This window comes from Frigoribacterium sp. Leaf44, assembly GCF_001421865.1.
Classification (GTDB): Bacteria; Actinomycetota; Actinomycetes; order Actinomycetales; family Microbacteriaceae; genus Frigoribacterium.
The window spans coordinates 1,014,429-1,036,993 of the sequence record NZ_LMLG01000001.1; the positions used below are offsets into that span (position 1 = coordinate 1,014,429).

The 22,565-nt window shown below is 69.2% G+C and carries 17 protein-coding genes; 11 read left to right on the forward strand and 6 right to left on the reverse strand.

All coding sequences use genetic code 11. The annotated features are described in order from the left end of the window. Nucleotides 1-107 precede the first annotated feature (107 nt). From ASE87_RS04655 to ASE87_RS04665, 3 genes are read left to right on the forward strand one after another with little or no spacing between them, the layout of a single operon-like run. Nucleotides 108-1,694 carry a glycosyltransferase gene (locus ASE87_RS04655; protein ID WP_157489681.1) on the forward strand — a complete coding sequence of 529 codons (1,587 nt, stop codon included), beginning with the start codon at nucleotides 108-110 and terminating at the stop codon, nucleotides 1,692-1,694. Next, nucleotides 1,687-3,282 (forward strand): glycoside hydrolase family 26 protein, encoded by a 1,596-nt coding sequence (locus ASE87_RS04660; RefSeq protein ID WP_235472193.1) that lies wholly within the window; start codon nucleotides 1,687-1,689, stop codon nucleotides 3,280-3,282. Before ASE87_RS04655 ends, ASE87_RS04660 begins: the two co-directional genes overlap by 8 nt. Nucleotides 3,283-3,337: 55 nt before the next feature. Beyond that, a complete protein-coding gene (locus ASE87_RS04665; protein ID WP_082059743.1) occupies nucleotides 3,338-4,768 on the forward strand; it encodes a UDP-glucose/GDP-mannose dehydrogenase family protein in 1,431 nt (476 codons plus the stop codon). 187 nt (nucleotides 4,769-4,955) lie between these two features. Here ASE87_RS04665 and glnA read toward each other — a convergent pair whose 3' ends face one another. Beyond that, a complete protein-coding gene (glnA, locus tag ASE87_RS04670) occupies nucleotides 4,956-6,380 on the reverse strand; it encodes a type I glutamate--ammonia ligase (protein ID WP_043592663.1) in 1,425 nt (474 codons plus the stop codon). A 138-nt stretch (nucleotides 6,381-6,518) separates the two neighbouring features. Here glnA and ASE87_RS04675 point away from each other — a divergent pair, with 138 nt between their 5' ends. Next, the gene (locus ASE87_RS04675; protein ID WP_043592664.1) at nucleotides 6,519-6,962 is read left to right on the forward strand and encodes an RDD family protein; all 444 of its coding nucleotides are present in this window, start codon (nucleotides 6,519-6,521) and stop codon (nucleotides 6,960-6,962) included. An 83-nt stretch (nucleotides 6,963-7,045) separates the two neighbouring features. Here the strand turns inward: ASE87_RS04675 and ASE87_RS04680 are convergent, their stop codons facing one another. Then, nucleotides 7,046-7,768 (reverse strand): DUF4191 domain-containing protein, encoded by a 723-nt coding sequence (locus ASE87_RS04680; protein ID WP_043592665.1) that lies wholly within the window; start codon nucleotides 7,766-7,768, stop codon nucleotides 7,046-7,048. A 122-nt stretch (nucleotides 7,769-7,890) separates the two neighbouring features. On the opposite strand from ASE87_RS04680, the gene ASE87_RS04685 reads away from it, so the two are divergent. Beyond that, nucleotides 7,891-9,252: a hypothetical protein gene (locus tag ASE87_RS04685; RefSeq protein ID WP_056226317.1), complete on the forward strand. Its 1,362-nt coding sequence runs from the start codon at nucleotides 7,891-7,893 to the stop codon at nucleotides 9,250-9,252. Nucleotides 9,253-9,275: 23 nt separating this feature from the next. Here ASE87_RS04685 and sucB read toward each other — a convergent pair whose 3' ends face one another. The 3 genes from sucB to ASE87_RS04700 all read right to left on the reverse strand — a co-directional run bounded on the left by sucB (nucleotide 9,276) and on the right by ASE87_RS04700 (nucleotide 13,869). Then, nucleotides 9,276-10,751 carry a 2-oxoglutarate dehydrogenase, E2 component, dihydrolipoamide succinyltransferase gene (gene sucB / locus ASE87_RS04690; RefSeq protein ID WP_056226320.1) on the reverse strand — a complete coding sequence of 492 codons (1,476 nt, stop codon included), beginning with the start codon at nucleotides 10,749-10,751 and terminating at the stop codon, nucleotides 9,276-9,278. A gap of 91 nt (nucleotides 10,752-10,842) precedes the next feature. Further along, entirely contained in the window at nucleotides 10,843-12,216 is a 1,374-nt protein-coding gene (gene lpdA / locus ASE87_RS04695) for a dihydrolipoyl dehydrogenase (protein ID WP_043592668.1), read from the reverse strand. A 174-nt stretch (nucleotides 12,217-12,390) separates the two neighbouring features. Then, nucleotides 12,391-13,869 (reverse strand): leucyl aminopeptidase, encoded by a 1,479-nt coding sequence (locus tag ASE87_RS04700; RefSeq protein ID WP_056226323.1) that lies wholly within the window; start codon nucleotides 13,867-13,869, stop codon nucleotides 12,391-12,393. Between the two features lie 86 nt (nucleotides 13,870-13,955). On the opposite strand from ASE87_RS04700, the gene ASE87_RS04705 reads away from it, so the two are divergent. The 5 genes from ASE87_RS04705 (at nucleotide 13,956) to ASE87_RS04725 (ending at nucleotide 19,839) form a co-directional block, all read left to right on the forward strand. After that, nucleotides 13,956-14,882 (forward strand): proteasome assembly chaperone family protein, encoded by a 927-nt coding sequence (locus ASE87_RS04705; RefSeq protein ID WP_043592852.1) that lies wholly within the window; start codon nucleotides 13,956-13,958, stop codon nucleotides 14,880-14,882. Between the two features lie 88 nt (nucleotides 14,883-14,970). Next, the gene (locus ASE87_RS04710; protein ID WP_056226326.1) at nucleotides 14,971-16,326 is read left to right on the forward strand and encodes a nitrate/nitrite transporter; all 1,356 of its coding nucleotides are present in this window, start codon (nucleotides 14,971-14,973) and stop codon (nucleotides 16,324-16,326) included. Between the two features lie 240 nt (nucleotides 16,327-16,566). Next, entirely contained in the window at nucleotides 16,567-17,826 is a 1,260-nt protein-coding gene (locus ASE87_RS04715; protein ID WP_043592854.1) for an RNA polymerase sigma factor, read from the forward strand. A gap of 4 nt (nucleotides 17,827-17,830) precedes the next feature. Then, nucleotides 17,831-19,090, forward strand: a complete 1,260-nt coding sequence (locus ASE87_RS04720; protein WP_056226329.1) for a MurT ligase domain-containing protein — start codon at nucleotides 17,831-17,833, stop codon at nucleotides 19,088-19,090. After that, nucleotides 19,087-19,839, forward strand: coding sequence for a hypothetical protein (locus ASE87_RS04725; protein WP_056226332.1), 753 nt, complete (start codon nucleotides 19,087-19,089; stop codon nucleotides 19,837-19,839). Before ASE87_RS04720 ends, ASE87_RS04725 begins: the two co-directional genes overlap by 4 nt. Nucleotides 19,840-19,939: 100 nt before the next feature. Here ASE87_RS04725 and ASE87_RS04730 read toward each other — a convergent pair whose 3' ends face one another. Continuing rightward, on the reverse strand, nucleotides 19,940-20,167 hold the full coding sequence (locus ASE87_RS04730) for a hypothetical protein (protein WP_043592677.1): 228 nt from the start codon (nucleotides 20,165-20,167) through the stop codon (nucleotides 19,940-19,942). A gap of 224 nt (nucleotides 20,168-20,391) precedes the next feature. Between ASE87_RS04730 and ASE87_RS04735 the strand changes: the two genes are divergently transcribed. Then, complete coding sequence (locus ASE87_RS04735) at nucleotides 20,392-22,506, forward strand: type IIA DNA topoisomerase subunit B (protein ID WP_043592679.1); 2,115 nt, start codon at nucleotides 20,392-20,394, stop codon at nucleotides 22,504-22,506. Nucleotides 22,507-22,565 lie beyond the last annotated feature (59 nt).

Consider the following 22,565-nt stretch of genomic DNA (forward strand, 5'->3'; position numbering starts at 1 on the left):
GGGGTGGTTGTGAGCCGCCCGCCTGTGACTGAGAATTCCCTCAACCCGATAGACCAATTCCCCAGCGTTGCGGAAGCCGATCCCTTCTCACACCTCAGGTGGCCATCGTGTTGACCTTCATCCTGCAGATCCGATCCATGGCGGGCGGATACCCCGAGATCTACCTCTTCGCCGCCTACAGCGCCCTCATCTGGGTGCTCTGGATCATCAAGGTCCTGCTCTCTCGCCGCTACCGCCCCTTCACGGGCGAGTTCCGCGGCACCACCAGCGTCGTCGTCCCCGTCGTGGACGAGCCGCTCGACCTCTTCCGGGACGTGATCGGCCGCATGGTCGAACAGGGTCCCGGCGAGATCATCGTGGTGATCAACGGCAAGCCCAACCCCGAGCTCGCGGCCGTCTGCGAGGAGTTCGGCCCCCTGGTCCGCTGGGTCCACACGCCGATCCCCGGAAAGCGCAACGCCGTCATGATCGGCACCGAGCTGAGCCGAGGAGACATCACCGTCCTCGTCGACTCCGACACGGTCTGGACGCCGGGCACCCTCTCCGAGCTGCTCCGCCCGTTCGCGCTGGAGAACGTCGGGGGAGTCACCACCCGCCAGCGCATCCTCGAGCCCGAGCGCAGCTGGATCACGCGCTGGGCCGACTGGCTCGAGAACTCGCGGGCGCTCTACTCGATGCCGGCGCAGAGCGTGCTCGGTCAGATCGGCTGCCTGCCGGGCCGCACGATCGCCTTCCGCCGCGAGATCCTCGTGCGGGTCATGGACAAGTTCATGACGGAGAAGTTCATGGGCGTGTTCCTCGAGGTCAGTGACGACCGCACCCTGACGAACCTCACGCTCAAGGAGGGCTACCGCACCGTCTACCAGCACACCAGCCTCGTCTACACGGACGCCCCCCTCCAGGTGAAGAAGCTCTACAAGCAGCAGCTGCGGTGGGCTCGCGGCAGCCAGTACAACACCCTCCGCATGATGCCCTGGATGGTCGGGCACGCCCCCTTGCTCGCGTTCTTCTTCGCGATGGACATCGTGCTGCCCTTCATGCTCATGGGCGTGATCGGTGGCTGGATCTACCGAGGGATCACCGGCCAGGGCGTGAACCTGTACCGCGGCATCCTCGAGGAGTACGGCGTGCAGACGGGCCTCATCAGCATCGTCGTCCTCATGGTGGTCTCGTCGGTCCTCAGCATGTCGATCCGCCAGATGCGCCACCTGGCCGAGAAGCCCTCCGACTTCTTCCGCCTCCCGGTCTTCATCATCGTGTCGACGTTCTTCCTCATGCCCATCCGGGTCATCGGGTTCTTCCGCATGGGTCACGCCAGCGGCTGGGGCACCCGGGCCGGGGCGTACGCAGGAGGCGCGGCGAACGACGAGATGCAGGTCGCGCTGGACGAGGTGGCCGAGGAGGCCCCCATCGACGCCCTCGAACGGCAGTTCCGCGACGGCGTCGACCCCGGGGTCGACACGCTCTTCGACTTCGGCTCGGCGACCGACGAGACCGACGAACAAGGAGCGGTCCTCGTCAAGAGCCGCAAGGCGGCCCTGGCCGCCGAGGCCGACGGGGCGACCGCTCCGGCACCGGTCGCGGCCGTGGCCACCGCCCCCGCGCCTCCTCGTCGCCGCCTCAACCCCAAAGCCGGATTCCCGTACCTGATCGGCGCCGCCATCATTGCCCTGGAGGTCTTCTTCATTGTCTGACTCGACGCAGGACTTCGTCACCCCCGTCCACATGCAGTCGGGAGCCTGGTGGGCGACCTCCCACGGCAACGCCCGACGCACCGCGCTCGGGGCCACCGCCGTCGTGGTGCTGCTCGCCATGATCTCGTGGCTCATCTGGGTCTCGCCGTCCGACAACATCGTCCGCAGCGCCGTCACCGAGGTCACGGGCGTCGACCCGTCGATCAACGTCTCGTCGCTCAAGGCCGACCGATCCGCCCTGCTCGACCAGCTGGTCTCCGCCAAGAAGCAGCTCGCCGAGAGCAAGGCCGCCCTGGCCGACGTGCAGCAGCAGGCCTGGACGTCCGAGGGTCAGTTGACCGCGGCCCAGGCGAAGCTCGCCTCCGCCGAGTCGGCTCTGGCCCAGGCACAGTCCGCCGCGGAGGCGGGCCAGGGGGCGGGCTCGGGCTCGGGCGCCGCAGGCACCGCGGCCGGGGGACGAGGCGGGGGGAACGGTGCGTCCGGCGGCTCCGGGTCGGAAGGCACCGGCTCGAACGGTTCGACCGGTGGGGGCGCCACGGGCCCCGTCACGGTCGAGACGCCCTCCCTCGCTTCGATCGTCGATCCGGAGTCGCGCTACTTCGGGCTCTTCACGGATCAGGCGCCGTTCAACTGGGCGACCTACGACGCGCAGGAGGCGGCCGTCGGTTCCGAGGCGAACATGGTGGGCTACTTCCAGGGCTTCGACCAGGAGTTCCGGGCCGACGCCGTCCGGTCGTCCTGGTCGCGGGGCAAGCTGCCCGTGCTGACCTGGGAGTCCCAGCCGATCAAGGCCGGCAACAACGAGCCCGAACAGCCCGACTACAGCCTGACGAAGATCATCGACGGCAGCTTCGACTCGTACCTGACCACCTACGCCGACGACATCGTCGCGAACGGGATGCCGTTGGCCCTGCGGTTCGACCACGAGATGAACGGCACCTGGTACCCCTGGAGCACCGACTACGGCAACAGCAAGGGTGCCGTCAACGGCAACGGGCCGGACGACTACGTGAAGGCCTGGCAGCACGTCCACGACCTGTTCGAACGGCAGGGAGCGAACGACCTGGTCGCCTGGATCTGGGCGCCCACGCGCATCGACCGTCTGGCCACCGGCAAGACCGGCGGCAGCGACCACACGACGCAGGCCTTCCTCGAGAGCCTCTATCCGGGTGCCGACTACGTCGACATCGTGGGCATGTCGGGGTACTACCGCCCGCCCTACGACGACAAGTCGAAGCCGACGTTCGACAGCACCTTCGGCGCCACCCTGAAGCAGCTCCGGGCCATCGCACCGGGCAAGAACATCCTGCTCGCCGAGATCGGCGCCAGCGAGACGGGTGGCTCGTCGGATCCGACGGCAACGAGCGAGAAGGCGCAGTGGTTCAACTCGCTCTTCGAGGCGCTGGCCGATCCCGCGAACGACGACATCATCGGGTTCTCGTACTTCGACCTCGTGGCCACCACGGTCGTCGACGGGGTGCGCTCGACCAACGACTGGCGTCTCACGTCGCGGTCCGACAGCCTCGCCGCCTTCACCGCGGGGATCACCCGACGCGACGTGGGTTACGACCTGCAGCCCTCGCCGTGACGACCCCCATGACCTTCCCCTTCCCTCGCCTCTTCCTCATCCCCAGGAGCGCATCATGACGAACGACGCCACCACCCCCCAGCCCGCCGCCACCGAGACGGCAGCCGACGTCGCCTCGGTGAAGCCCCGCATCAGCGTCATCGGCACCGGCTACCTCGGCGCCACGCACGCCGCGGCCATGGCCGAGATGGGCTTCGACGTGATCGGGGTCGACACCGACCCCGCCAAGGTCGCGGCCCTGGCCGAGGGGCGCGTGCCGTTCTTCGAGCCCGGCCTGCCCGAGCTCATCCTGGAGCACGTCGGCTCGGGCCGGCTCACCTTCACGACCGACCTCGCCGAGGCCGTCGCCCTGTCGGACGTGCACTTCATCTGCGTCGGCACGCCGCAGCGCCGGGGGAGCCACGCCGCGAACCTCTCGTACGTCGAGGAGGCGACCCGCAACGTCGCCGCCGCCCTGAGCCACGACGGCCTGATCGTCGGCAAGTCGACCGTCCCGGTCGGAACGGCGGCGCACCTGCGCGAGATCGTGGCCGGCGTCGTGCCCACCGGCATCACGGCCGACCTCGTCTGGAACCCCGAGTTCCTCCGCGAGGGCCACGCCGTCGAGGACACCCTGCGTCCGGACCGCATCGTCTTCGGCGGGACCGACGTCCGCACCGAGGCCCTGATGCGCCAGGTCTACGCGATGCCCATCGCCACGGGCACGCCGGTCATCTCGTGCGACCTGCCGACCGCCGAGCTGGTCAAGGTCAGCGCCAACGCGTTCCTCGCCACGAAGATCTCGTTCATCAACGCGATCAGCGAGTTGTGCGAGGCGGCCGGCGCCAACGTGTCGACCCTCGCCGACGCCCTCGGCTTCGACGACCGCATCGGCCGCAAGTTCCTCAACGCCGGTCTCGGCTTCGGCGGCGGCTGCCTGCCCAAGGACATCCGGGCCCTCATGTTCCGGGCCAACGAGCTGTCCGCCCACCGCGTCGTCGGGCTCATGCAACAAGTCGACGAGATCAACATGGCGCAGCGCCAGCGGGTCATCGACCAGGCGATCGACGCCTGCGGCGGTTCGGTGCTCAACCGGCGCATCGCCGTGCTCGGGGCGGCGTTCAAACCGCACACCGACGACGTCCGCGACTCGCCGGCCCTGAACGTCGCGGCGGCGCTGCACCTGCGCGGCGCCCAGGTGCTCGTGGTCGACCCCGAGGCCACGCAGACGGCCCAGCGAAGCTTCCCGACGTTGTCGTTCGCCGACTCGGCCGCCGAGGCCGTGACGGACGCCGACGCGGTGCTGCTCCTGACCGAATGGCCCGAGTTCGTCGGGGCGGACGCGGCCGGGCTCGCCGAGCTCGCCGCCAACCCCGTGGTGATCGACGCCCGCAACGTGCTCGATGCCGAGATCTGGTCGGCCGCCGGGTGGGAGGTCCGTCCGCTGGGCGGCCGTCGCACGCCGGCCCAGCGTCGCGTGCTGACGCCGACCGCCGTACCCGCCTGACCGGATCGTCGGGCACGGGCTGACGGGCCGCCTCCCTCGGGAGGCGGCCCGTCCTGCGTCCGCTGCCGCGCCTCCTGGTGTCGGGTGCCTCCGAGGAGGCGCGGGTCGCCTCCCCGAGGACCTCGCACCGGCGACGCGAGAGGCCCGCACCCCCTGGGGGATGCGGGCCTTCGGTGGTGCGATCGGATCAGACGCCGAAGTACAGCTCGAACTCGAAGGGGTGAGGACGCTGCGCCATGGGCAGGATCTCCTTCTCGCGCTTGTACGCGATCCAGGTCTCGATGAGGTCCTCGGTGAAGACGTTGCCCTTGGTCAGGAACTCGTGGTCGGCCTCGAGCGCGTCGAGCGCACCCTCGAGCGACGCGGGCACCTGCGGGATGTTCTTCGCTTCTTCCGGGGGCAGCTCGTACAGGTCCTTGTCGACCGGCTCGTGCGGCTCGATCCTGTTCTGGATTCCGTCGAGCCCGGCCATCAGCTGCGCGGCGAACGCCAGGTACGGGTTCGAGGCGGCGTCCGGGACGCGGAACTCGATGCGCTTCGCCTTCGGGTTCGTGCCGGTGATGGGGATGCGGATGGCCGCCGAGCGGTTGCCCGCCGAGTACACGAGGTTGACGGGAGCCTCGAAGCCCGGGATCAGACGGTGGTACGAGTTGATCGACGGGTTCGTGAAGGCGAGCACGGCGGGGGCGTGCTTGAGCAGGCCGCCGATGTACCAGCGCGCGAGGTCGGACAGGCCGCCGTAGCCGTTCTCGTCGTAGAACAGCGGCTTGCCGTCGTTCCAGAGCGACTGGTGGGTGTGCATGCCCGAGCCGTTGTCGCCGAAGAGCGGCTTCGGCATGAAGGTCGCGACCTTGCCCCACTGCTCGGCCGTGTTCTTGACGATGTACTTGAACTTCAGGATGTCGTCCGCGGCGTGGACCATCGTGTCGAACTTGTAGTTGATCTCCTGCTGGCCGCCGGTGCCCACCTCGTGGTGTGCACGCTCGAGCTCGAGACCCGAGTCGATCAGCTTGAGGCTGATGTCGTCGCGCAGGTCGGCCGTCTTGTCGACCGGGCTGACCGGGAAGTATCCGCCCTTGTAGGCCGTCTTGTTGGCGAGGTTGCCGCCCTCCTCGACGCGGCCGGTGTTCCAGGCGCCCTCTTCGGAGTCGACGCTGTAGAAGCTGGCGTTCTGCTTCACCTCGTAGCGGACGTCGTCGAAGATGTAGAACTCGGCCTCGGGGGCGAAGAACGCGGTGTCGGCGATGCCGGTCGACGCGAGGTACTTCTCGGCCTTCTTGGCGACCTGACGCGGGTCGCGGCTGTAGAGCTCGCCGTTCCGCGGGTTGAAGATGTCGAACACGAGGACGAGCGTGCGCTCGGCGCGGAACGGGTCGACGTACCCGGTCGTGACGTCGGGGATGAGCTGCATGTCCGACTCGTGGATGGAGGCGAAGCCCCGGATGGAGGACCCGTCGAAGAGCTGTCCGACGGAGAAGAACTCCTCGTCGACCGTGGAGGCGGGGATGTTGAAGTGCTGCTGGACACCGGGAAGATCGGTGAAGCGGATGTCAAGGAACTTGACGTCGGTGTCCTTGATGAACTTCAGCACCTCGGAAGAATCAGTGAACATCTAGATGTCTCTCCAATGGGCTTGGAACGGATCGGATGCGGGACGCAGCCTCCGACGAGGCTACGGAGGGGCCGTTTCGCTGCGGTGTCCCTCATGTTTCCGGCATGTTACGGCTCGGTCCCTCGGTAGGCTCGGGACATGCCCGATCGCACCGCGCCTCCTTCTCGTCCCGCCTCCGTGGGCGGCCCCGACGACGGGGCACAGCGCTGGCCGGGCGAGCGGCTGGGGCTGCCCGAGAAGGGCCCGCGCTCCGTGGCCCGGCTCGGGCGACGCGTCGCCGGGCTCGCCGTCGACTGGGCGATCGCCTACGCCGTGGCCGCACTCTTCTTCGGTGGCGAGGGCCTCGCCATCACCGGGGTGTTCCTGCTCATGCAGATGCTCTTCCTCGTGCTGTTCGGAGGCTCGCTCGGGCACCTCGCCCTGGGCATGCGTCTCGTGCCCATGGCCGGCGGCCGCATCGGTGTGGGACGGCCCGTCCTGCGGTCGGTGTTGCTCGTGCTCGTCATCCCGGCCGTCGTCTGGGACCTCGACCAGCGAGGTCTGCACGACCGCGTCGCCGGGACGCTCCTCGTCCGCGTCTGAGACGCCCGACGGACGAACGACGGCCCCCCTCCTGGTCGGAGGGGGGCCGTCGTCACGTCACGTCGAGGTGGATGTCGCCGGGGTCAGCGCGGACGACCCGACCGCACCTTGAAGGGGTCGACACCCTTGGGGATGGGCAGGCCGTTCTGACCGAGGGACTGGAGGCGGTTGCTGACGGCCAGCACCTCGTTGCGGTTGATGGACGACTTGAGCTTGTTCATGCGACCGGCGAGCTTGTGGAGGGGCACGGAGTCCGCATCAGGGCCGACGTTCAGCACGTGGACCGGCACGTTCGGCAGGATGCGCGTGACCTTGCGACGCTCTTCGTCGACGAGTCGGCGGGTCTGGCCGGCGCCGCCTTCGGCGACGAGCACCACACCCGGCCGGCCGACCGCGCGGTACACCGCGGCCTGACTGCGCCCCTGGACGGCCACGGGCATCTCGGCAGCGCGCCACGCACGACGCAGGCCGCTCTTCATGACCGCACCGACGGCACCCGGCTGCCCCTCGATCTGCGAGTAGGCCGCGCGCTCGGCTTTCCGACCCAGCACGATCAACAGCAGCAGGAACCCGAGCATGACGCCGACGACGATGTAGAGCACCAGCGCGAGCACGTTGCCACCCGTGAGCAGCAGCGCCGCGACCACACCGAGCAGCACGGGCACGAAGAACGCCAGCAGCATCATCGGCAGCGCCGTCTTGTCGACGCGGCGGGTCATCTGGAAGACCTGCCACATCTGCTTGAGACGGCCGGGTTCCTTCGGCGGTTTCGGGGACGTGTTCTCGGGGGGCGTACGACGAGCCATGTGGACCAGGATACGGGGTAAGCGGTCCCGTCGAATCCTCCCCAGGGACTCGGATCCGTCGACGGTCGACAGTGTTCCCCTGCGGGACGACGCCGTCCGGCACGGGACGACACCATCGCCTCATGACGAACGAGACGATCGGCCCCTACCGCGTACTCTCCCGACGCCTCGACGGTGCGGTGGAGCGCATCCTCGCCGAGGCACCCGGTGGGTCACGCGTCGTGCTCAGGAGGCGCGGATCGGGCTCGGCGGGACGCTCTCCCGTCGCCGAGGCGGTCGCCTTCGCACGCGCCGACCACCCGCACGTCGCGACCCTCGTCGACGTGCTGACGAGTCCGTCGGGCGAGCTCGTGCTGGTCTTCAAGGACGTCGGCGGTGACCCGCTCGCGTCGTGGCTCGCCGCCCGGGGGCGTCCCGAGCCGGGGGAGGTGATCACCCTCGTCGTGCCCGTGCTGGGCGCGGTCCAGCACCTGGCCCGTCGGGGGACGGCCATCGGTGCTCTCGACGTCGACGACATCGAGATCGATGCTCGCGGGGCACCCGTGCTGGTCACCGTGCCGAAAGCGGCCGTCGGTCCGGACGCCGAGCGCGCGTCGTTGCCCGCGGCGGCGCAGTTCGCCCAGGCTCTCGTCGAGCGGGCGGCGCGACCGGCATCCCGTGATGCGGCGCCGACCCTGGACGCGTCGAGCTTCGAATCACTGGTCGAGTCGGTCTTCGACCTCGGCGAGGCCGTCCCCCTCTCGAGCGTCGACGCCGTGGTCGAAGGCGTCGACGGCGGCCTCGTGCGAGACCCCCTCGTGTCGGCCCCCGAGGACGAGCAGACCATGCGGGGCTGGCTCACCTTCCTGCCCGAATGCGAGGCACTCGACCGGGCGATCGCCGGTGTGCGGGACCTGCGGCCACGGCAGGTCGTCACAGCCCTCGGGACCGTTCGACGGCGCTACCGACTGCTCGCGGTCGTCGCGGTCGTCGTCGCCGGAGCGGCGATCGTCCTCGGGCCGGCTTCCTCGGCACGCCATGACGGCTCCGACGACGAGGTGGGTGCTGTCTCGGCCGGAAGCGATGCCTCGACGCCGGGGAGTCCTGCGGGCGACTTCCCGGGGGCCACGACGGCCGTACCGTCCCGGTCGGGCGGAACAGGATCCCTCGACGAGGCCGGGGCACTCGTGGTCGGTGACGATCCCGTCGCAGCTGCCGAGGTGCTCCTGGCGGCTCGTCGGGAATGCCTGCGCGACGTGACACGCAGCTGTCTCGAGGTGGTCGACCAGCCGGGTTCACCGATCGCGCTCCGGGACGATGCCGTGCTCGACGATCCCTCGCTCGCCGGTGCGGCGACGGACGATCTCGAGTTGACGGGAGGGGCGTCACGAACCGGGGGGACGGTCCTGCTCGGGGCGACGGGCCCCGACGGCGAACCGGCCTCGGTCCTCGTGATGAGGACCGAGGCCGGTTGGCGGCTTCGCGACGTGATCGTCGATCGGTGAGGGCGGGCCTCACCCGACGAGCGTCAGATGCCGAGCTTGGACGTGAAGTCCCCGCCCTCGAGACGCTCCTTGACGGCGACCAGGAAGCGGGCGGCGTCGGCACCGTCGACGATGCGGTGGTCGTACGACAGGGCCAGGTAGACCATGGACCGGATCGCGATGGACTCCGACCCGTCGGCCTTGATGACCACCGGGCGCTTGACGACGATGCCGGTGCCGAGGATGGCCACCTGCGGCAAGAAGACCACCGGGGTGTCGAACAGGGCTCCGCGCGAACCCGTGTTCGTGACGGTGAACGTGCCACCGGCCAGCTCGTCGGGCTTCAGCTTGTTGTCACGAGTGCGCTGCGCGAGGTCGGCGATCTGACCGGCGATGCCCGCGAGGTCGAGGTCGGACGCGTTCTTGATGACCGGCGTCAACAGGCCGCGCTCGGTGTCGACCGCCATGGCGACGTGCTCGTGGTCGGGGTAGACGATCGAGTCGCCGTCGACGGTGGCGTTCAGCTTGGGGTGCGCCTTGAGTGCCTCGGCGGCCGCGAGCGTGAAGAAGGGCAGGAAGGACAGCTTGTTGCCGGTCTTATCGAGGAAGGCACCCTTGTTCGCGTCGCGGAACGCGGCCACCTTGGTGACGTCGACCTCGACGACGCTGGTGAGCTGGGCCATGGCCTGCATCGACTGGACCGCGCGCTCGGCGACGACCTTGCGGAGGCGTGACATCGGGACGGTCGTGCCACGCAACGGCGAGACCTCGATCGGAGCGGGACCGGCGGAGGCCGGTTCCGACGTGGTCGAGGACGCGGCGGCCTCGGCCGCGGCGAGGACGTCCTCCTTGCGGATGCGACCTCCGACGCCACTGCCCGTCAGGGTCGAGATGTCGACGCCCTTCTCGTTCGCCAGCTTGCGGACGAGCGGGGTGACGTAGCCGACGGGCGCACCGCTGCTCGGGGCCGGGGTGGCAGGTGCCGAGGTCTCGGACGAGCCCGTCGCAGGCGAAGGGGTCGGTGCCGACGGGGCGGGCTGCTCACTGCTGGGCTGCGTGGCCTCGGGCTGCGCTGCGGCGGGCTCCTGGCCCGCAGCGTCCGGCTGTGCCGCAGGCGCCGGGTCCACCGCGGGGGCGGGCTCGGGCGCGCTGGCCGCGGAGTCCTCGCCGGGGGCAGGGGCGGCCGACGAGGCGACCTCGGGCTCCTCGGCCTCGGCTTCGGTGGGCGCCTGCTCGGGCTCCGCGGCAGCCTCGGGCTCGTCCGCGGGGGCCTCGGATGCGCTGCCGTCTCCGATGCGGACGAGGGCGGTGCCCACCTCGACGGTCTCGTCCTCGGCGACGAGGATCTCTTCGATCACACCGGCGACGGGCGAAGGGATCTCGGTGTCGACCTTGTCGGTCGAGACCTCGAGCAGCGGCTCGTCGACCTCGACGCGGTCACCGACGTTCTTCAACCAGCGGGTGACCGTACCCTCGGTGACACTCTCTCCGAGTGCCGGGAGGTTGACGGATTCGCTCATCTGTGGGGCTCCTTTGACGACATGTGTGTGTCTGTGATTGCTGTGGTGGTGATGCGGGCCCCTGCTTCGCAGGAGCGATGGTGCTCGGGATCTACATCGCGTGGAGCGGCTTGCCCGCGAGGGCCAGCATGGCTTCGCCGAGTGCTTCGTTCTGGGTGGGGTGGGCGTGGATCAGGGGGGCGACGTCTTCCGGGTAGGCCTCCCAGTTGACGGCGAGCTGTGCCTCACCGATCAGCTCTCCGACGCGGGCACCGATCATGTGGACGCCCACGACGGGGCCGTCGACCACGCGGACGACCTTGACCGAACCGCTGGTGCCGATGATGTGGCTCTTGCCGTTGCCCGCGAGGTTGTAGTCGTAGCTGGTGACCTTGTCGGCGCCGTACTGGTCGGCGGCCTTGACCTCGGTCAGGCCGACCGAGGCGACCTCGGGGTCGGAGTAGGTGACCTTGGGGATGTTCACGTCGGAGATCACCTGCGGCTTGAGGCCCGCGATCTCTTCGGCGACGAAGATGCCGTGCTGGAAGCTGCGGTGGGCGAGCTGGAGGCCGGGCACGATGTCGCCCAGGGCGTAGACGCCGGGGACGTTCGTCGCGAGGCGCTCGTTCGTCAGGACGAAACCGCGGTCCATCGTGATGCCGACCTCTTCGTAGCCGAGACCGGCGGTCGAGGGGCCACGGCCGACGGCGACGAGCATGAGGTCCGCCTCGAAGGTCTTGCCGTCCTCGAGTGTGACGACGACGCCGTCGTCGTTCTGCTCGACACCCTGGAACCGAACACCGAGCGAGAAGGCGATGCCGCGCTTGCGGAAGGCGCGCTCGAACTGCTTCGAGATGGACTCCTCCTCGTTGGGCACGAGGTGGGGCAGGGCCTCGACGATGGTCACGTCGACGCCGAAGCTCTTCCAGACGCTGGCGAACTCGACGCCGATGACACCGCCGCCGAGGATGACGACCTTGTTCGGCACGTGGTCGAGCGCCAGGGCGTGCTCGCTGGTGATGACCTTGCCGCCGATCTCGAGGCCGGGGAGGCTGCGCGAGTAGGACCCCGTGGCGAGCACGACGTTCTTCGCCTTGAGCGTGGTCTCGCCGACCTGGACGGTCGACGGGGAGGTGAGCTTGCCCTCGCCTTCGACGGTCGTGATGCCGCGAGCCTTGACGAGTCCCTGGAGACCCTTGTACTTGCTGGCGACGATCCCCTCGCGATACGAGGTCACCGCGGCGATGTCGATGCCGTGGAAGTCGGTGTTGACGCCGTACTTGGCGGATTCACGCGAGACGTCGGCCACCTCGGCCGAGTGCAGCAGTGCTTTGGTGGGGATGCAACCACGGTGGAGGCAGGTGCCCCCGACCTTGTCCTTCTCGACGAGTGCGACGCTCAGGCCCAACTCGCTCGCTCGCAGCGCTGCGGCGTATCCGCCGCTCCCGCCACCGAGCACCACCAGGTCAAAATTCTGTTCCGACACCCAGCAACTCCCTCGTGCGTCCGCGGAACCCCGACGCCGAGGCGGGGCCGTCGCGGTGGCGACGACGCCCGTCCCCGAACCGACCGCACCGTTCGGCGGCGTCGTCGTGACGCACGTCGGCGGATGCCCTCGGGGGACCGATCTCAGCGGGTTTCTCCCGCCCCCACGACCCTACTACGCAGCGGAAAACTTGTCGGCCAGCTCGATCAGGGTGCGGACGGTCACACCCGTCGAGCCCTTGGCCGTGTAGCCGTAACCGCCGCCCTTGTTGTTCGACGGCCCCGCGATGTCGAGGTGCGCCCAGGGGATCGGCGTCGACGTTCCCTCGCGCGACCCGACGAACTCGTTGAGGAAGACGCCGGCCAGCAGCATGCCGGCCGCCGTGTTGCCCGGGGTCGCGTTCACGAGGTCGGCCACGTCGGAGTTCAGGCGCGCCCGCAGTTCGGCGGCGAGCGGCATGCGCCAGAACGTCTCGCCCGCCGCGTCGGCGAGCGACACGATCTCGGATGCGAGGCCGTCGTTGCCCATGACGCCGACGTAGCGCATGCCGAGGGCGACGACCTGGGCCCCCGTGAGGGTGGCCACGTCGACGATGGCGTCGGGCTGCTCGTCGCTCGCCGCGACCAGGCCGTCCGCCATGACCAGACGGCCCTCGGCGTCGGTGTTCGTCACCTCGACGGTGGTGCCGCCCTTGATGGTGAGGACGTCGTCGGGTCGGATCGCCGTGCCGCTCGGCATGTTCTCGGCGATGCAGAGCCAGGCGGTCAGTCGAACGGGCAGCCGCAGCTTCGCCACGGCGACCGTCACGGCGAGGACCGTCGCGGCACCCGTCATGTCGTCCTTCATGCCGAGCATGCTCGCGGCGGGCTTCAGCGACAGTCCGCCCGTGTCGTACGTGATGCCCTTGCCGACCAGGGCCAGGTGCTTCGCTGCCCCGGCGGGGGAGTACTCGACCTTGACCAGCCGGGGTCCACGACTCGACCCCTGGCCGACGCCGAGGATGCCCCCGTACCCGCCGTCGCGGAGACCGTCCTCGTCGAGGACGGTGACCGAGAGGGCGTCGTCCGCGGCATGCGCCACGGCGAAGTCGGCGAGTGCCTGGGGGTACATCTGCTGCGGGGGAGTCGTGGCCAGGTCGCGGACGGTGTGCACGGCCTCGGCCACCACGGCCGCGCGCTCGAGGACGGAGTCCTCGACGTCGGCCGACGTCGCCAGGGCGATGTCGCGGGCGTGTCGACGGGTGTCGGACGCCGAGGAGTGGCGGAAGGCGTCGAACTCGTACGACGCGATCGCGGCGCCCTCGAGCGCGGCCAGGGCGCCGGCTGCGTCGCCCACGGGCAGGGCCAGGACGACCCGGTCGACCGCGGTGAGCTGACGGACGGCCGACCCCGCGGCGTAGCGGAGGCTCTCGGCCGTGACGGAGTCACCCAGGCCGACCAGGGCCACGATCGAGGCGGTGACGCTGGCCGCGGGGACCTTGACGAGTTCGTCCCGGGCGCCGGTCACACCCAGGGCGGCGAACGACTCGGCGAGCCCCGGGACCTCGAGGGTCGGCTCGGGGCCGTCGGCCCCCTTCACGACGCCGACGACGAGGACGTCGGCCTCGGCGGCGATCGGATCGGACAGCAGGACGGAGAGGGTGGCGACGGTCATCGGCCCATCGTATCGACCGTGGTGTTCGCTCTCGGCACGTGGTCGTGGGCGCCTTCCGTCGACTCCCGGTGCCTAGCATGGAGACCATGCACGACCCCGCAGCCCTCTACGACATCACACCCGACGCCGACGACGTGCCCGAAGGCCTGCCGCTCGTCGCCGGCCTGACCGGGTTCGCCGACGCGGGCTCGGCGGTGAGCCAGCTGGCGGAGTACGTCCTCGACACCCTCGACCACACCCTCGTGGCGACCTTCGACGCCGACGAGCTCCTCGACTACCGTGCCCGTCGCCCGACCTTCACCTTCGACCAGGACCACATCTCCGAGATCGAGCCCTCGACCCTGTCGCTCTACCTCGTCCACGACGACCTCGGTCAACGGTTCCTCCTCCTCGCGGGGTTCGAACCCGACTTCCAGTGGCAGCGCTTCACCGCGGCCGTCGTGCAGCTCGTCGAGCGCTACCGCGTCTCCACCACGACGTGGGTGCACTCCATCCCCATGCCCGTGCCCCACACGCGTCCGATCGGGGTGACGGTGAGCGGCAACCGCTCCGACCTGGTCGAGGCCATGTCGGTGTGGAAGCCCGTCACCCAGGCCCCTGCCAACGCGTTGCACCTCGTCGAGCACCGCCTCGGCGAGACGGGGCACCCCACCGCGGGGTTCGTCCTGCTCGTGCCCCACTACCTGGCCGACACGGAGTTCCCCGACGCCGCCGTGGCGGCGTTGTCGAGCATCAGCGCTGCGACGGGTCTGATCTTCCCGACCGACCGCCTCCGCGAAGAGGGCCGCGACTTCATGGTCAAGGTCGACGAACAGGTCGCGGGCAACCACGAGCTCTCCCGCCTGGTGGCCACCCTCGAGGAACGTCACGACACGTACATGCAGGGCAACCCCCTGCCCTCCCCGCTGACCGACCAGGACGGCCAGGTGCCCTCGGCCGATGCCCTCGCCGCCGAACTCGAGAAGTTCCTCGCCACCCGGCGGGTGGACGGCGAGGGCGACGACCGCTCCTGACCGACGCCGCGCCTCCCGGGTCCGTTCCGATCCGGGAGCGCAGGAGGCGCGGGCCGGCGGCCAGCCCCCGGTCGGCTAGGGTCGCGGGGTGAACTCCGCGCGTGCCTGGCTCGTCTGGGGCGCCGCCGTGTTCGCCTACGTCGTCGCCGTCCTGCAGCGGTCGTCGCTCGGGGTCTCGGGTGTCGAGGCGCAGCACCTCTTCGGCGTCTCGGCCTCGACGCTGTCGACCCTGGCCGTCGTGCAGCTCGTCGTCTACGCCGGGCTGCAGATCCCGGTCGGCGTCCTGCTCGACCGGGTCGGGCCCAAGAGACTCATCGTCGCCGGTGCCGTCCTGTTGGCCGCGGGCCAACTCGTCGTGGCGCTCTCGCCGCCGACCATCGGCGTGGCCGTCGCGGGCCGCGTGCTCGTGGGCGCCGGCGACGCGATGACCTTCATCTCGGTGATCCGTCTTCTGCCTTCGTGGTTCCGCGGGCCGATCCTTCCGCAGGTGTCGCAATGGACCGGCAACGTCGGACAGATCGGCCAGGTGCTGTCGGCCGTGCCGCTCTCGATCGTGCTGCACGGGGCGGGGTGGGGTCCGGCCTTCCTCAGCGCGGCGTCCCTCTCGGTCGTGGCCGCCGTGGTCGTCCTGCTGGTGGTCAAGGAGTCCCCGGCCGGCCGCATCCGCTCCGAATCGGTCCTCAGCTGGGCCGACGCGGGCCGACAGCTCGGGCAGAGCGTCCGTCGTCCGGGGACCCGGCTGGGGTTCTGGTCGCACTTCGTGACACAGTCGTCGGGCACGGTCTTCAGCCTGCTGTGGGGCGTTCCGCTGCTGGTGGGCGGTCTCGGCTTCTCGACCGGCGAGGCCTCGGGCATGCTTTCGCTGCTCGTGGTGTCGGGTGTCGTGGCGGGGCCGATCCTCGGCGTGCTGGTCGCGCGCTACCCGATGCGACGGTCCAATCTCGTCCTCGGCATCGTCACGGTGCTGGCCGTCGTCTGGACGACGTTGCTGGCGTGGCCCGGGACGCCTCCTCACTGGCTCGCGTACGTGCTGGTCGTCGTCCTCGGGGTGGGCGGTCCGGGCTCCTTGATCGGCTTCGACTTCGCGCGGACGTTCAACCCGCTCCGCAGTCTGGGGGTGGCCAACGGCGTGGTCAACGTCGGCGGCTTCCTGGCGAGCTTCGTCATGATGTTCCTGATCGGCGTCGTCCTCGACCGACTCGACGCGGCCCGCGTCGCCTCGGGGCAACCGAGCGACCTCTTCGCCTTCGAATCGTTCCGCATCGCCCTGCTCGTCCAGTACGTGGTCGTCGGCGGTGGCGTGGTGGCCTTGCTCGTCGAGCGCCGACGCACCCGTCGTGGCCTTCGGCTCGAGGAAGGAATAGAGGTGGCGCCCCTCTGGGTTGCCCTGAACAGGAGATGGCAGGCCGCGCGCAACCGGCCCCGACGGGACCCACACGCCTGACGTCGCCCGTGTCGCCCGGCACCGGCCGGACGTGCAATAATGGGATACGGACCCGTTCATGTCCATCGATCGAGTTCACGAGTCGGCACAGTCGACGCGCTTTCGATCGAGGACTTGACATGGGTCCTAGTACTGCCCGAATTCGGCCGACGCCCAGTGCCGGTCGACGTCCCCACCGGCGCACGTGAACGCGACGATCGCGTCCGGTCCGGAACGTACCGAGAACTGAAAGGTGTTCGCATGGCTACACGCAGCAAAGCGACCACGGCCCCTGACGAGGCCGTGACCGACGACACGGCCGTCGAGGCCGAGACCACGGCTCCCGTCGCCAAGAAGGCCCCGGCGAAGAGGGCTCCCGCCAAGAAGGCGGCGGCCAAGGCGCCGGCCAAGACCGCAGCTGCCAAGAAGGCCGCCGCGGCCGAATCCGCCGACGACGAGGTCGACGCCGAGGCCGCCGTCGATCCGGCTGCCGGCGACGACGCCGAGGCCGAGGGTGCGAAGCCCGCACCCGAGATCTTGCCGACGGGTGCGCTCGTCATCTCGCAGGACGACGACGACGAGATGCCCGTCTACTCGACGACCATCACGGGTGCGACGGCCGACCCCGTCAAGGACTACCTGAAGCAGATCGGCAAGGTCGCCCTGCTGAACGCGGCCGAAGAGGTCGAGCTCGCCATGCGCATCGAGGCGGGCCTGTTCGCCGACGACAAGCTCGCCAACAGCACCGGCCTGAGCCGCGAGCTCGAGCGTGAGCTGCGCTGGGTGTCGCGCGACGGCCAACGCGCCAAGAGCCACCTGCTCGGTGCCAACCTCCGACTCGTGGTCAGCCTGGCCAAGCGCTACACGGGCCGCGGCATGCAGTTCCTCGACCTGATCCAAGAGGGCAACCTGGGTCTGATCCGCGCCGTCGAGAAGTTCGACTACACCAAGGGCTTCAAGTTCTCCACGTACGCCACCTGGTGGATCCGCCAGGCCATCACTCGTGCCATGGCCGACCAGGCCCGCACGATCCGCATCCCGGTGCACATGGTCGAGGTCATCAACAAGCTCGCCCGCGTCCAGCGCCAGATGCTGCAAGACCTGGGACGCGAGCCCACGCCCGAAGAGCTCTCCCGTGAACTGGACATGACGCCCGAGAAGGTCGTCGAGGTCCAGAAGTACGGTCGCGAGCCCATCTCTCTCCACACGCCTCTGGGTGAAGACGGCGACAGCGAGTTCGGTGACCTCATCGAGGACACCGAGGCCGTCGTGCCCGCCGACGCCGTCGGGTTCACGATGCTGCAGAAGCAGCTCGAGTCGCTGCTCGACAGCCTGTCTGAGCGTGAAGCCGGCGTCATCCGCATGCGCTTCGGCCTGGGCGACGGCATGCCGAAGACCCTCGACCAGATCGGTGACACGTTCGGCGTGACGCGCGAGCGCATCCGCCAGATCGAGTCCAAGACGATGGCGAAGCTCCGCCACCCGTCGCGTTCGCAGTCGCTCCGCGACTACCTCGAGTAGGCCCGTGCGTTACCTGGTCCCCGTGCTGGCCGGCCGACTCGTCCGGGCGGTCGCCCGGTTGCGGGGCGGCGGGTCCGCGTACCCGGGGCAGACCGTCCTGAAGCTCGCGCCCGATTTCCTGACGCACGTCTCGTCGCAGTTCGAGCGCGGCGTCGTGTTCGTGCTCGGATCGAACGGCAAGTCGACGACGACGATGATGCTGACCGAGACGCTCCGGGCCCACGGGCTCAAGGTGTTCACGAACCCGACGGGTGCCAACCTGCCTCAGGGCATCGCGTCGGCCTTCCTCCGCGAGGTGACGCCGTTCGGTCGCGTTCGCGACGACATCGGCGTGATCGAGGTCGACGAGGCGTTCGCCGTCGAGTTGACGAAGTCCCTGCACCCCTCGACGGTGCTCATGCTCAACGTGCAGGTCGATCAGCTGTACCGGTTCTTCGAGACCGAGCGGGTCGGCACGATGATGACCGACACGGCTGCCGTGGCCACCGCCGCGGTCGTGACGAACCGCGACGACCAGCACCTGGGCCCGTACCAGGCCGTCGGTCGCCAGACGGTGACCCGTTTCGGTGCCTCACCCGAGGTCGTCTCCGCGTCACCCAACGGCCTCCAGAACGCCAACGACTTCAGCCGTGAGGCCGACACCTCGCTGACCGCCGAGACCGAGGTGACCGCTCTCACGGGCACGGGCGCCACCATCACCGTCTCCGGCACCCCGATCGACGTCCGGCTGCCGGCGCGTGGTCTGCACTACGCCGTGGACGCCGCGGCGGCCCTCCAGACGGCGTCGGTCGTCCTGGGGCACCCGGTCGACCCGACTGCCGTCCAGCGGGCCTTCGAGAGCATGAAGCCGGCCTACGGTCGCGGTGAGCGCATGTCCCTCGGCGCCGACGAGGCCGAGTTCATCATGTTCAAGAACGCGGCGAGCCTTCAGATGAACCTCGACGCACTCCCGCAAGGCGTCGAGCAGGTCATGTTGGCGATCGACGAGGGCACGCCCGACATCTCCTGGATCTACGACATCGACTTCTCGCACCTCGACCACGTCGACGTCCTCGCGGGAGCGAAGGCCTGGCAGTTGGCCTTGCGACTCGAGCACGAGGGCATCCCCGTCCACGTGATCGAAGAGGACATCTCGAAGGCCATCCGCCTCATGCGGGCCCTTCCGTCCCCGAGCGACAACACGAAGCACTTCGTGACGAACTACGAGCAGATGATGCTGGCCCGCCGCATCCTCGGCCACCCCGACCTGGAGAAGACCGCGTGAGCGACGACGTCCTCCGAATCGTCCACCTCTACCCGGAAGAGCTCGGTGTGAGCGGTGATCGGGGCAACGTGACGACGCTCGCGGTGCGCGCGCGCCGAGCCGGGGTCGACAGCTCGGTCCTCGAGTACCGGATCGGTGACGACGTGCCGACCGTTGCCGACGTGGTCGTGGTGGGGCACGGCCCCCTGTCGGGCGTCCGTGCCGTCGCCGTCGACGCTCGTCGCCTCGCGCCGGCACTCGAGTCGTTCGCCGCCTCCGGCGTCCCCGTGGTGGCAGTGGGGGGCGGTCTCGAGCTCCTGAGCCGCGGAGTCGAAGGCGTCGACGGCGAGTCGGTCGAGGGAGTCGGCTTCTTCGACGCCGTCGTCCGCCGTGGGGCTCCTCGAAGGACGAACTACCTGCAGGTGACCACCGACTACCAGGGTGACGAGATCACCCTCTTCGGCTTCGAGGACCATGCCGCCCACCTCGAGCTCGGCACGGACGCCGAGCCGTTCGGTTCCGTGGTCCACGGCGGCGGGAACGGCGACGGCCGCGAGGGGGTACGTCGAGGGGTGTCGTTCGGCACCCAGCTCAAGGGACCGGTTCTCCCTCTGAACCCTGCCTTGACCGATCGGGTCCTGCGAGTCGCGTTGAGCCGCCGCATGATCTCGTATTCGGCGGGCGCAGAGCACGCGAAGCTCGACGAGTACGCCGCCGCGTCGCAGAAGGTGATCGCCGACAACCTCGAACGCTCGTTCAAGGCCATGTGACGACCTCGGCACGGCAGCACGACGAAGGCCCCGCATCGATCGGATGCGGGGCCTTCGTCGTGCTGCCGACCTGGGCTGTGGTCCGGGGCGGCGTCGTGTCTCAGTGCGCGAGGAGCTTCGAACTCTCGTCGAGCCATTCGATGGCGGTGGGCTGCAGCTTCTCTTTGAACTTCGCGCCGTGGTGTGCGCAGAAGAGCAGTTCGCCGGTGGCCATGGTCGCGCGGATGTAAGCCTGGGCTCCGCAGCTGTCGCAGCGGTCCGCAGCGCTCAACTGGTAGCGGGAGCCGAGCTCGTCGACGGCGGTCTGGTCGGTGGCCATCTGAGTCATGTGATGCTCCTCCTGACGGTGGTGCGGTGGGTGAGACACTCATCAAAACACGCCGACGTCCGTATCGTGTGACATCGGCCCCGGATTTCGCTCATCGCGTAGCGGAGGCCGGGCCGGAGAGTGTCGGGACTGCCGTGTCGGCGGCCCTCGGTAGGCTGTAACGCGGCCACCGCCTCCCCGCATTCCCGTCGTCGAGAGATGACGGCGGGCCCTTCAGGAGAACCATGCCCCCCACCTCGTCCGCACCCGCCTCCGACTACTCGGCCCGGCACCTCTCGGTGCTCGAAGGCCTCGAGGCCGTGCGCAAACGTCCCGGCATGTACATCGGGTCGACCGACTCGCGCGGCCTCATGCACTGCCTCTGGGAGATCATCGACAACTCGGTCGACGAGGCGCTCGGGGGGCACGGAGACACGATCGACGTCGTGCTGCACTCCGACGACAGCGTCGAGGTCCGCGACAGCGGTCGTGGCGTGCCGGTCGACATCGAACCCAAGACGGGCCTCAGCGGTGTCGAGGTCGTGTTCACGAAGCTCCACGCCGGGGGCAAGTTCGGTGGTGGCTCGTACACGTCGTCCGGTGGCCTCCACGGTGTCGGGGCCTCCGTCGTCAACGCGTTGTCGGAGCGGCTCGACGTCGAGGTCGACCGGGGCGGCAAGACGTACGCCATGTCGTTCCGCCGTGGCGAACCCGGCACGTTCGACGACGAGGGGGAGCCCACCCCCGATTCACCGTTCACCCCGTTCGTCTCGGGCAGCGTGCTCCGCGAGGTCGGCAAGACCAAGCGCGGTGTCACCGGCACCCGGGTGCGGTACTGGGCCGATCGGCAGATCTTCACCCGGGGGGCCTCGTTCCAGACCGACGAGCTGTCGGCAAGGGCACGACAGACGGCCTTCCTCATCCCGGGGCTCACGCTCACGCTGCGCGACGAGCGTGCCGGATCGCTCACCGACGGCGGCTTCCCACTCGAGAGCACCTTCCGCTTCGACGGTGGGATCAGCGAGTACGTCGAGTTCCTGGCGCCCGACACGGCGGTGACCGACACGTGGCGCCTGACCGGGTCGGGCACCTACACCGAGACGGTGCCCGTGCTCACGGACGGCGGAGCCATGATCGCGACCGAACTCGAGCGCCAGTGCGACGTCGACATCGCACTGCGCTGGGGCGGGGGATACGAGACCGTCTTCCGCAGCTACGTGAACATCATCGCCACGCCGAAGGGCGGATCGCACCAGACCGGCTTCGAGACCGGGCTGCTGAAGTTCGTCCGTCAGCAGGTCGAGGCCAACGCCCGTCGCCTCAAGGTCGGCACCGACAAGATCGAGAAGGACGACGTCCTGGCCGGCCTGACGGCGGTGCTCACCGTGCGCCTCCCCGAGCCGCAGTTCGAGGGCCAGACGAAAGAGATCCTGGGCACGCCGGCCGTACGGGCCATCGTGGCGAACGTCGTGGCCACCGAGTTCGGCAAGCTGTTCACCTCGACCCGCCGTGAAGACAAGGCTCAGACCGCCCTCGTGCTCGACAAGGTCGTCGCCGAGATGAAGACCCGCATCGCCGCCCGGGCGCACAAAGAGACCCAGCGTCGCAAGAACGCCCTCGAGAACTCGACCCTGCCGGCCAAGCTCGTCGACTGCCGGTCGAACGACGTGGCGAACAGCGAGCTGTTCATCGTCGAAGGCGACTCCGCGTTGGGCACGGCCAAGGTCGCCCGGAACAGCGAGTTCCAGGCCCTCCTGCCGATCCGCGGCAAGATCCTGAACGTCCAGAAGGCCTCGGTCAGCGACATGCTGTCCAACCTTGAATGCGCCTCCATCATCCAGGTGCTGGGGGCCGGGTCGGGGCGGTCCTTCGACCTCGAGGCAGCCCGCTACGGCAAGGTCATCATCATGAGCGACGCCGACGTGGACGGTGCCCACATCCGGACGCTGCTGCTCACGCTGTTCTTCCGGTACATGCGACCGATGATCGAGGCCGGTCGCGTCTTCGCGGCCGTTCCCCCGCTGCATCGGGTGGTCGTGATGCACCCCGGCAGCAAGCCCAACGAGACGATCTACACGTACTCCGAGAAAGAGCTGCACGGCGTCCTCGCGGGGCTCAAGCGCACCAACAAGAAGTTCCAGGACCCCATCCAGCGGTACAAGGGTCTCGGCGAGATGGATGCCGAACAACTCCGGACCACGACGATGGAACGTCAGAACCGCATGCTGCGCCGCGTCAAGGTCGACGACGCCGAGAACGCCGCACGGGTCTTCGAGTTGTTGATGGGCAATGATGTCGCCCCTCGCAAGGAGTTCATCATCGACGGAGCCGGTCTCAGCCGCGACCGTATCGACGTCTGAGTCCCGACCGACTCGTGGCAGACGAGGACGGCGCCGCCTCTCGACTTCGAGGTGCGGTG

Coding starts and splice junctions, on each gene's coding strand:
- sucB (WP_056226320.1), bottom strand. CDS start 10,751: ATGAGCGAATCCGTCAACCTCCCGGCACTCGGAGAGAGTGTCACCGAG.
- ASE87_RS04735 (WP_043592679.1), top strand. CDS start 20,392: ATGCCCCCCACCTCGTCCGCACCCGCCTCCGACTACTCGGCCCGGCAC.
- ASE87_RS04675 (WP_043592664.1), top strand. CDS start 6,519: ATGCCCGATCGCACCGCGCCTCCTTCTCGTCCCGCCTCCGTGGGCGGC.
- ASE87_RS04685 (WP_056226317.1), top strand. CDS start 7,891: ATGACGAACGAGACGATCGGCCCCTACCGCGTACTCTCCCGACGCCTC.
- ASE87_RS04715 (WP_043592854.1), top strand. CDS start 16,567: ATGGCTACACGCAGCAAAGCGACCACGGCCCCTGACGAGGCCGTGACC.
- ASE87_RS04705 (WP_043592852.1), top strand. CDS start 13,956: ATGCACGACCCCGCAGCCCTCTACGACATCACACCCGACGCCGACGAC.
- ASE87_RS04730 (WP_043592677.1), bottom strand. CDS start 20,167: ATGACTCAGATGGCCACCGACCAGACCGCCGTCGACGAGCTCGGCTCC.
- glnA (WP_043592663.1), bottom strand. CDS start 6,380: ATGTTCACTGATTCTTCCGAGGTGCTGAAGTTCATCAAGGACACCGAC.
- ASE87_RS04680 (WP_043592665.1), bottom strand. CDS start 7,768: ATGGCTCGTCGTACGCCCCCCGAGAACACGTCCCCGAAACCGCCGAAG.
- ASE87_RS04665 (WP_082059743.1), top strand. CDS start 3,338: ATGACGAACGACGCCACCACCCCCCAGCCCGCCGCCACCGAGACGGCA.
- ASE87_RS04700 (WP_056226323.1), bottom strand. CDS start 13,869: ATGACCGTCGCCACCCTCTCCGTCCTGCTGTCCGATCCGATCGCCGCC.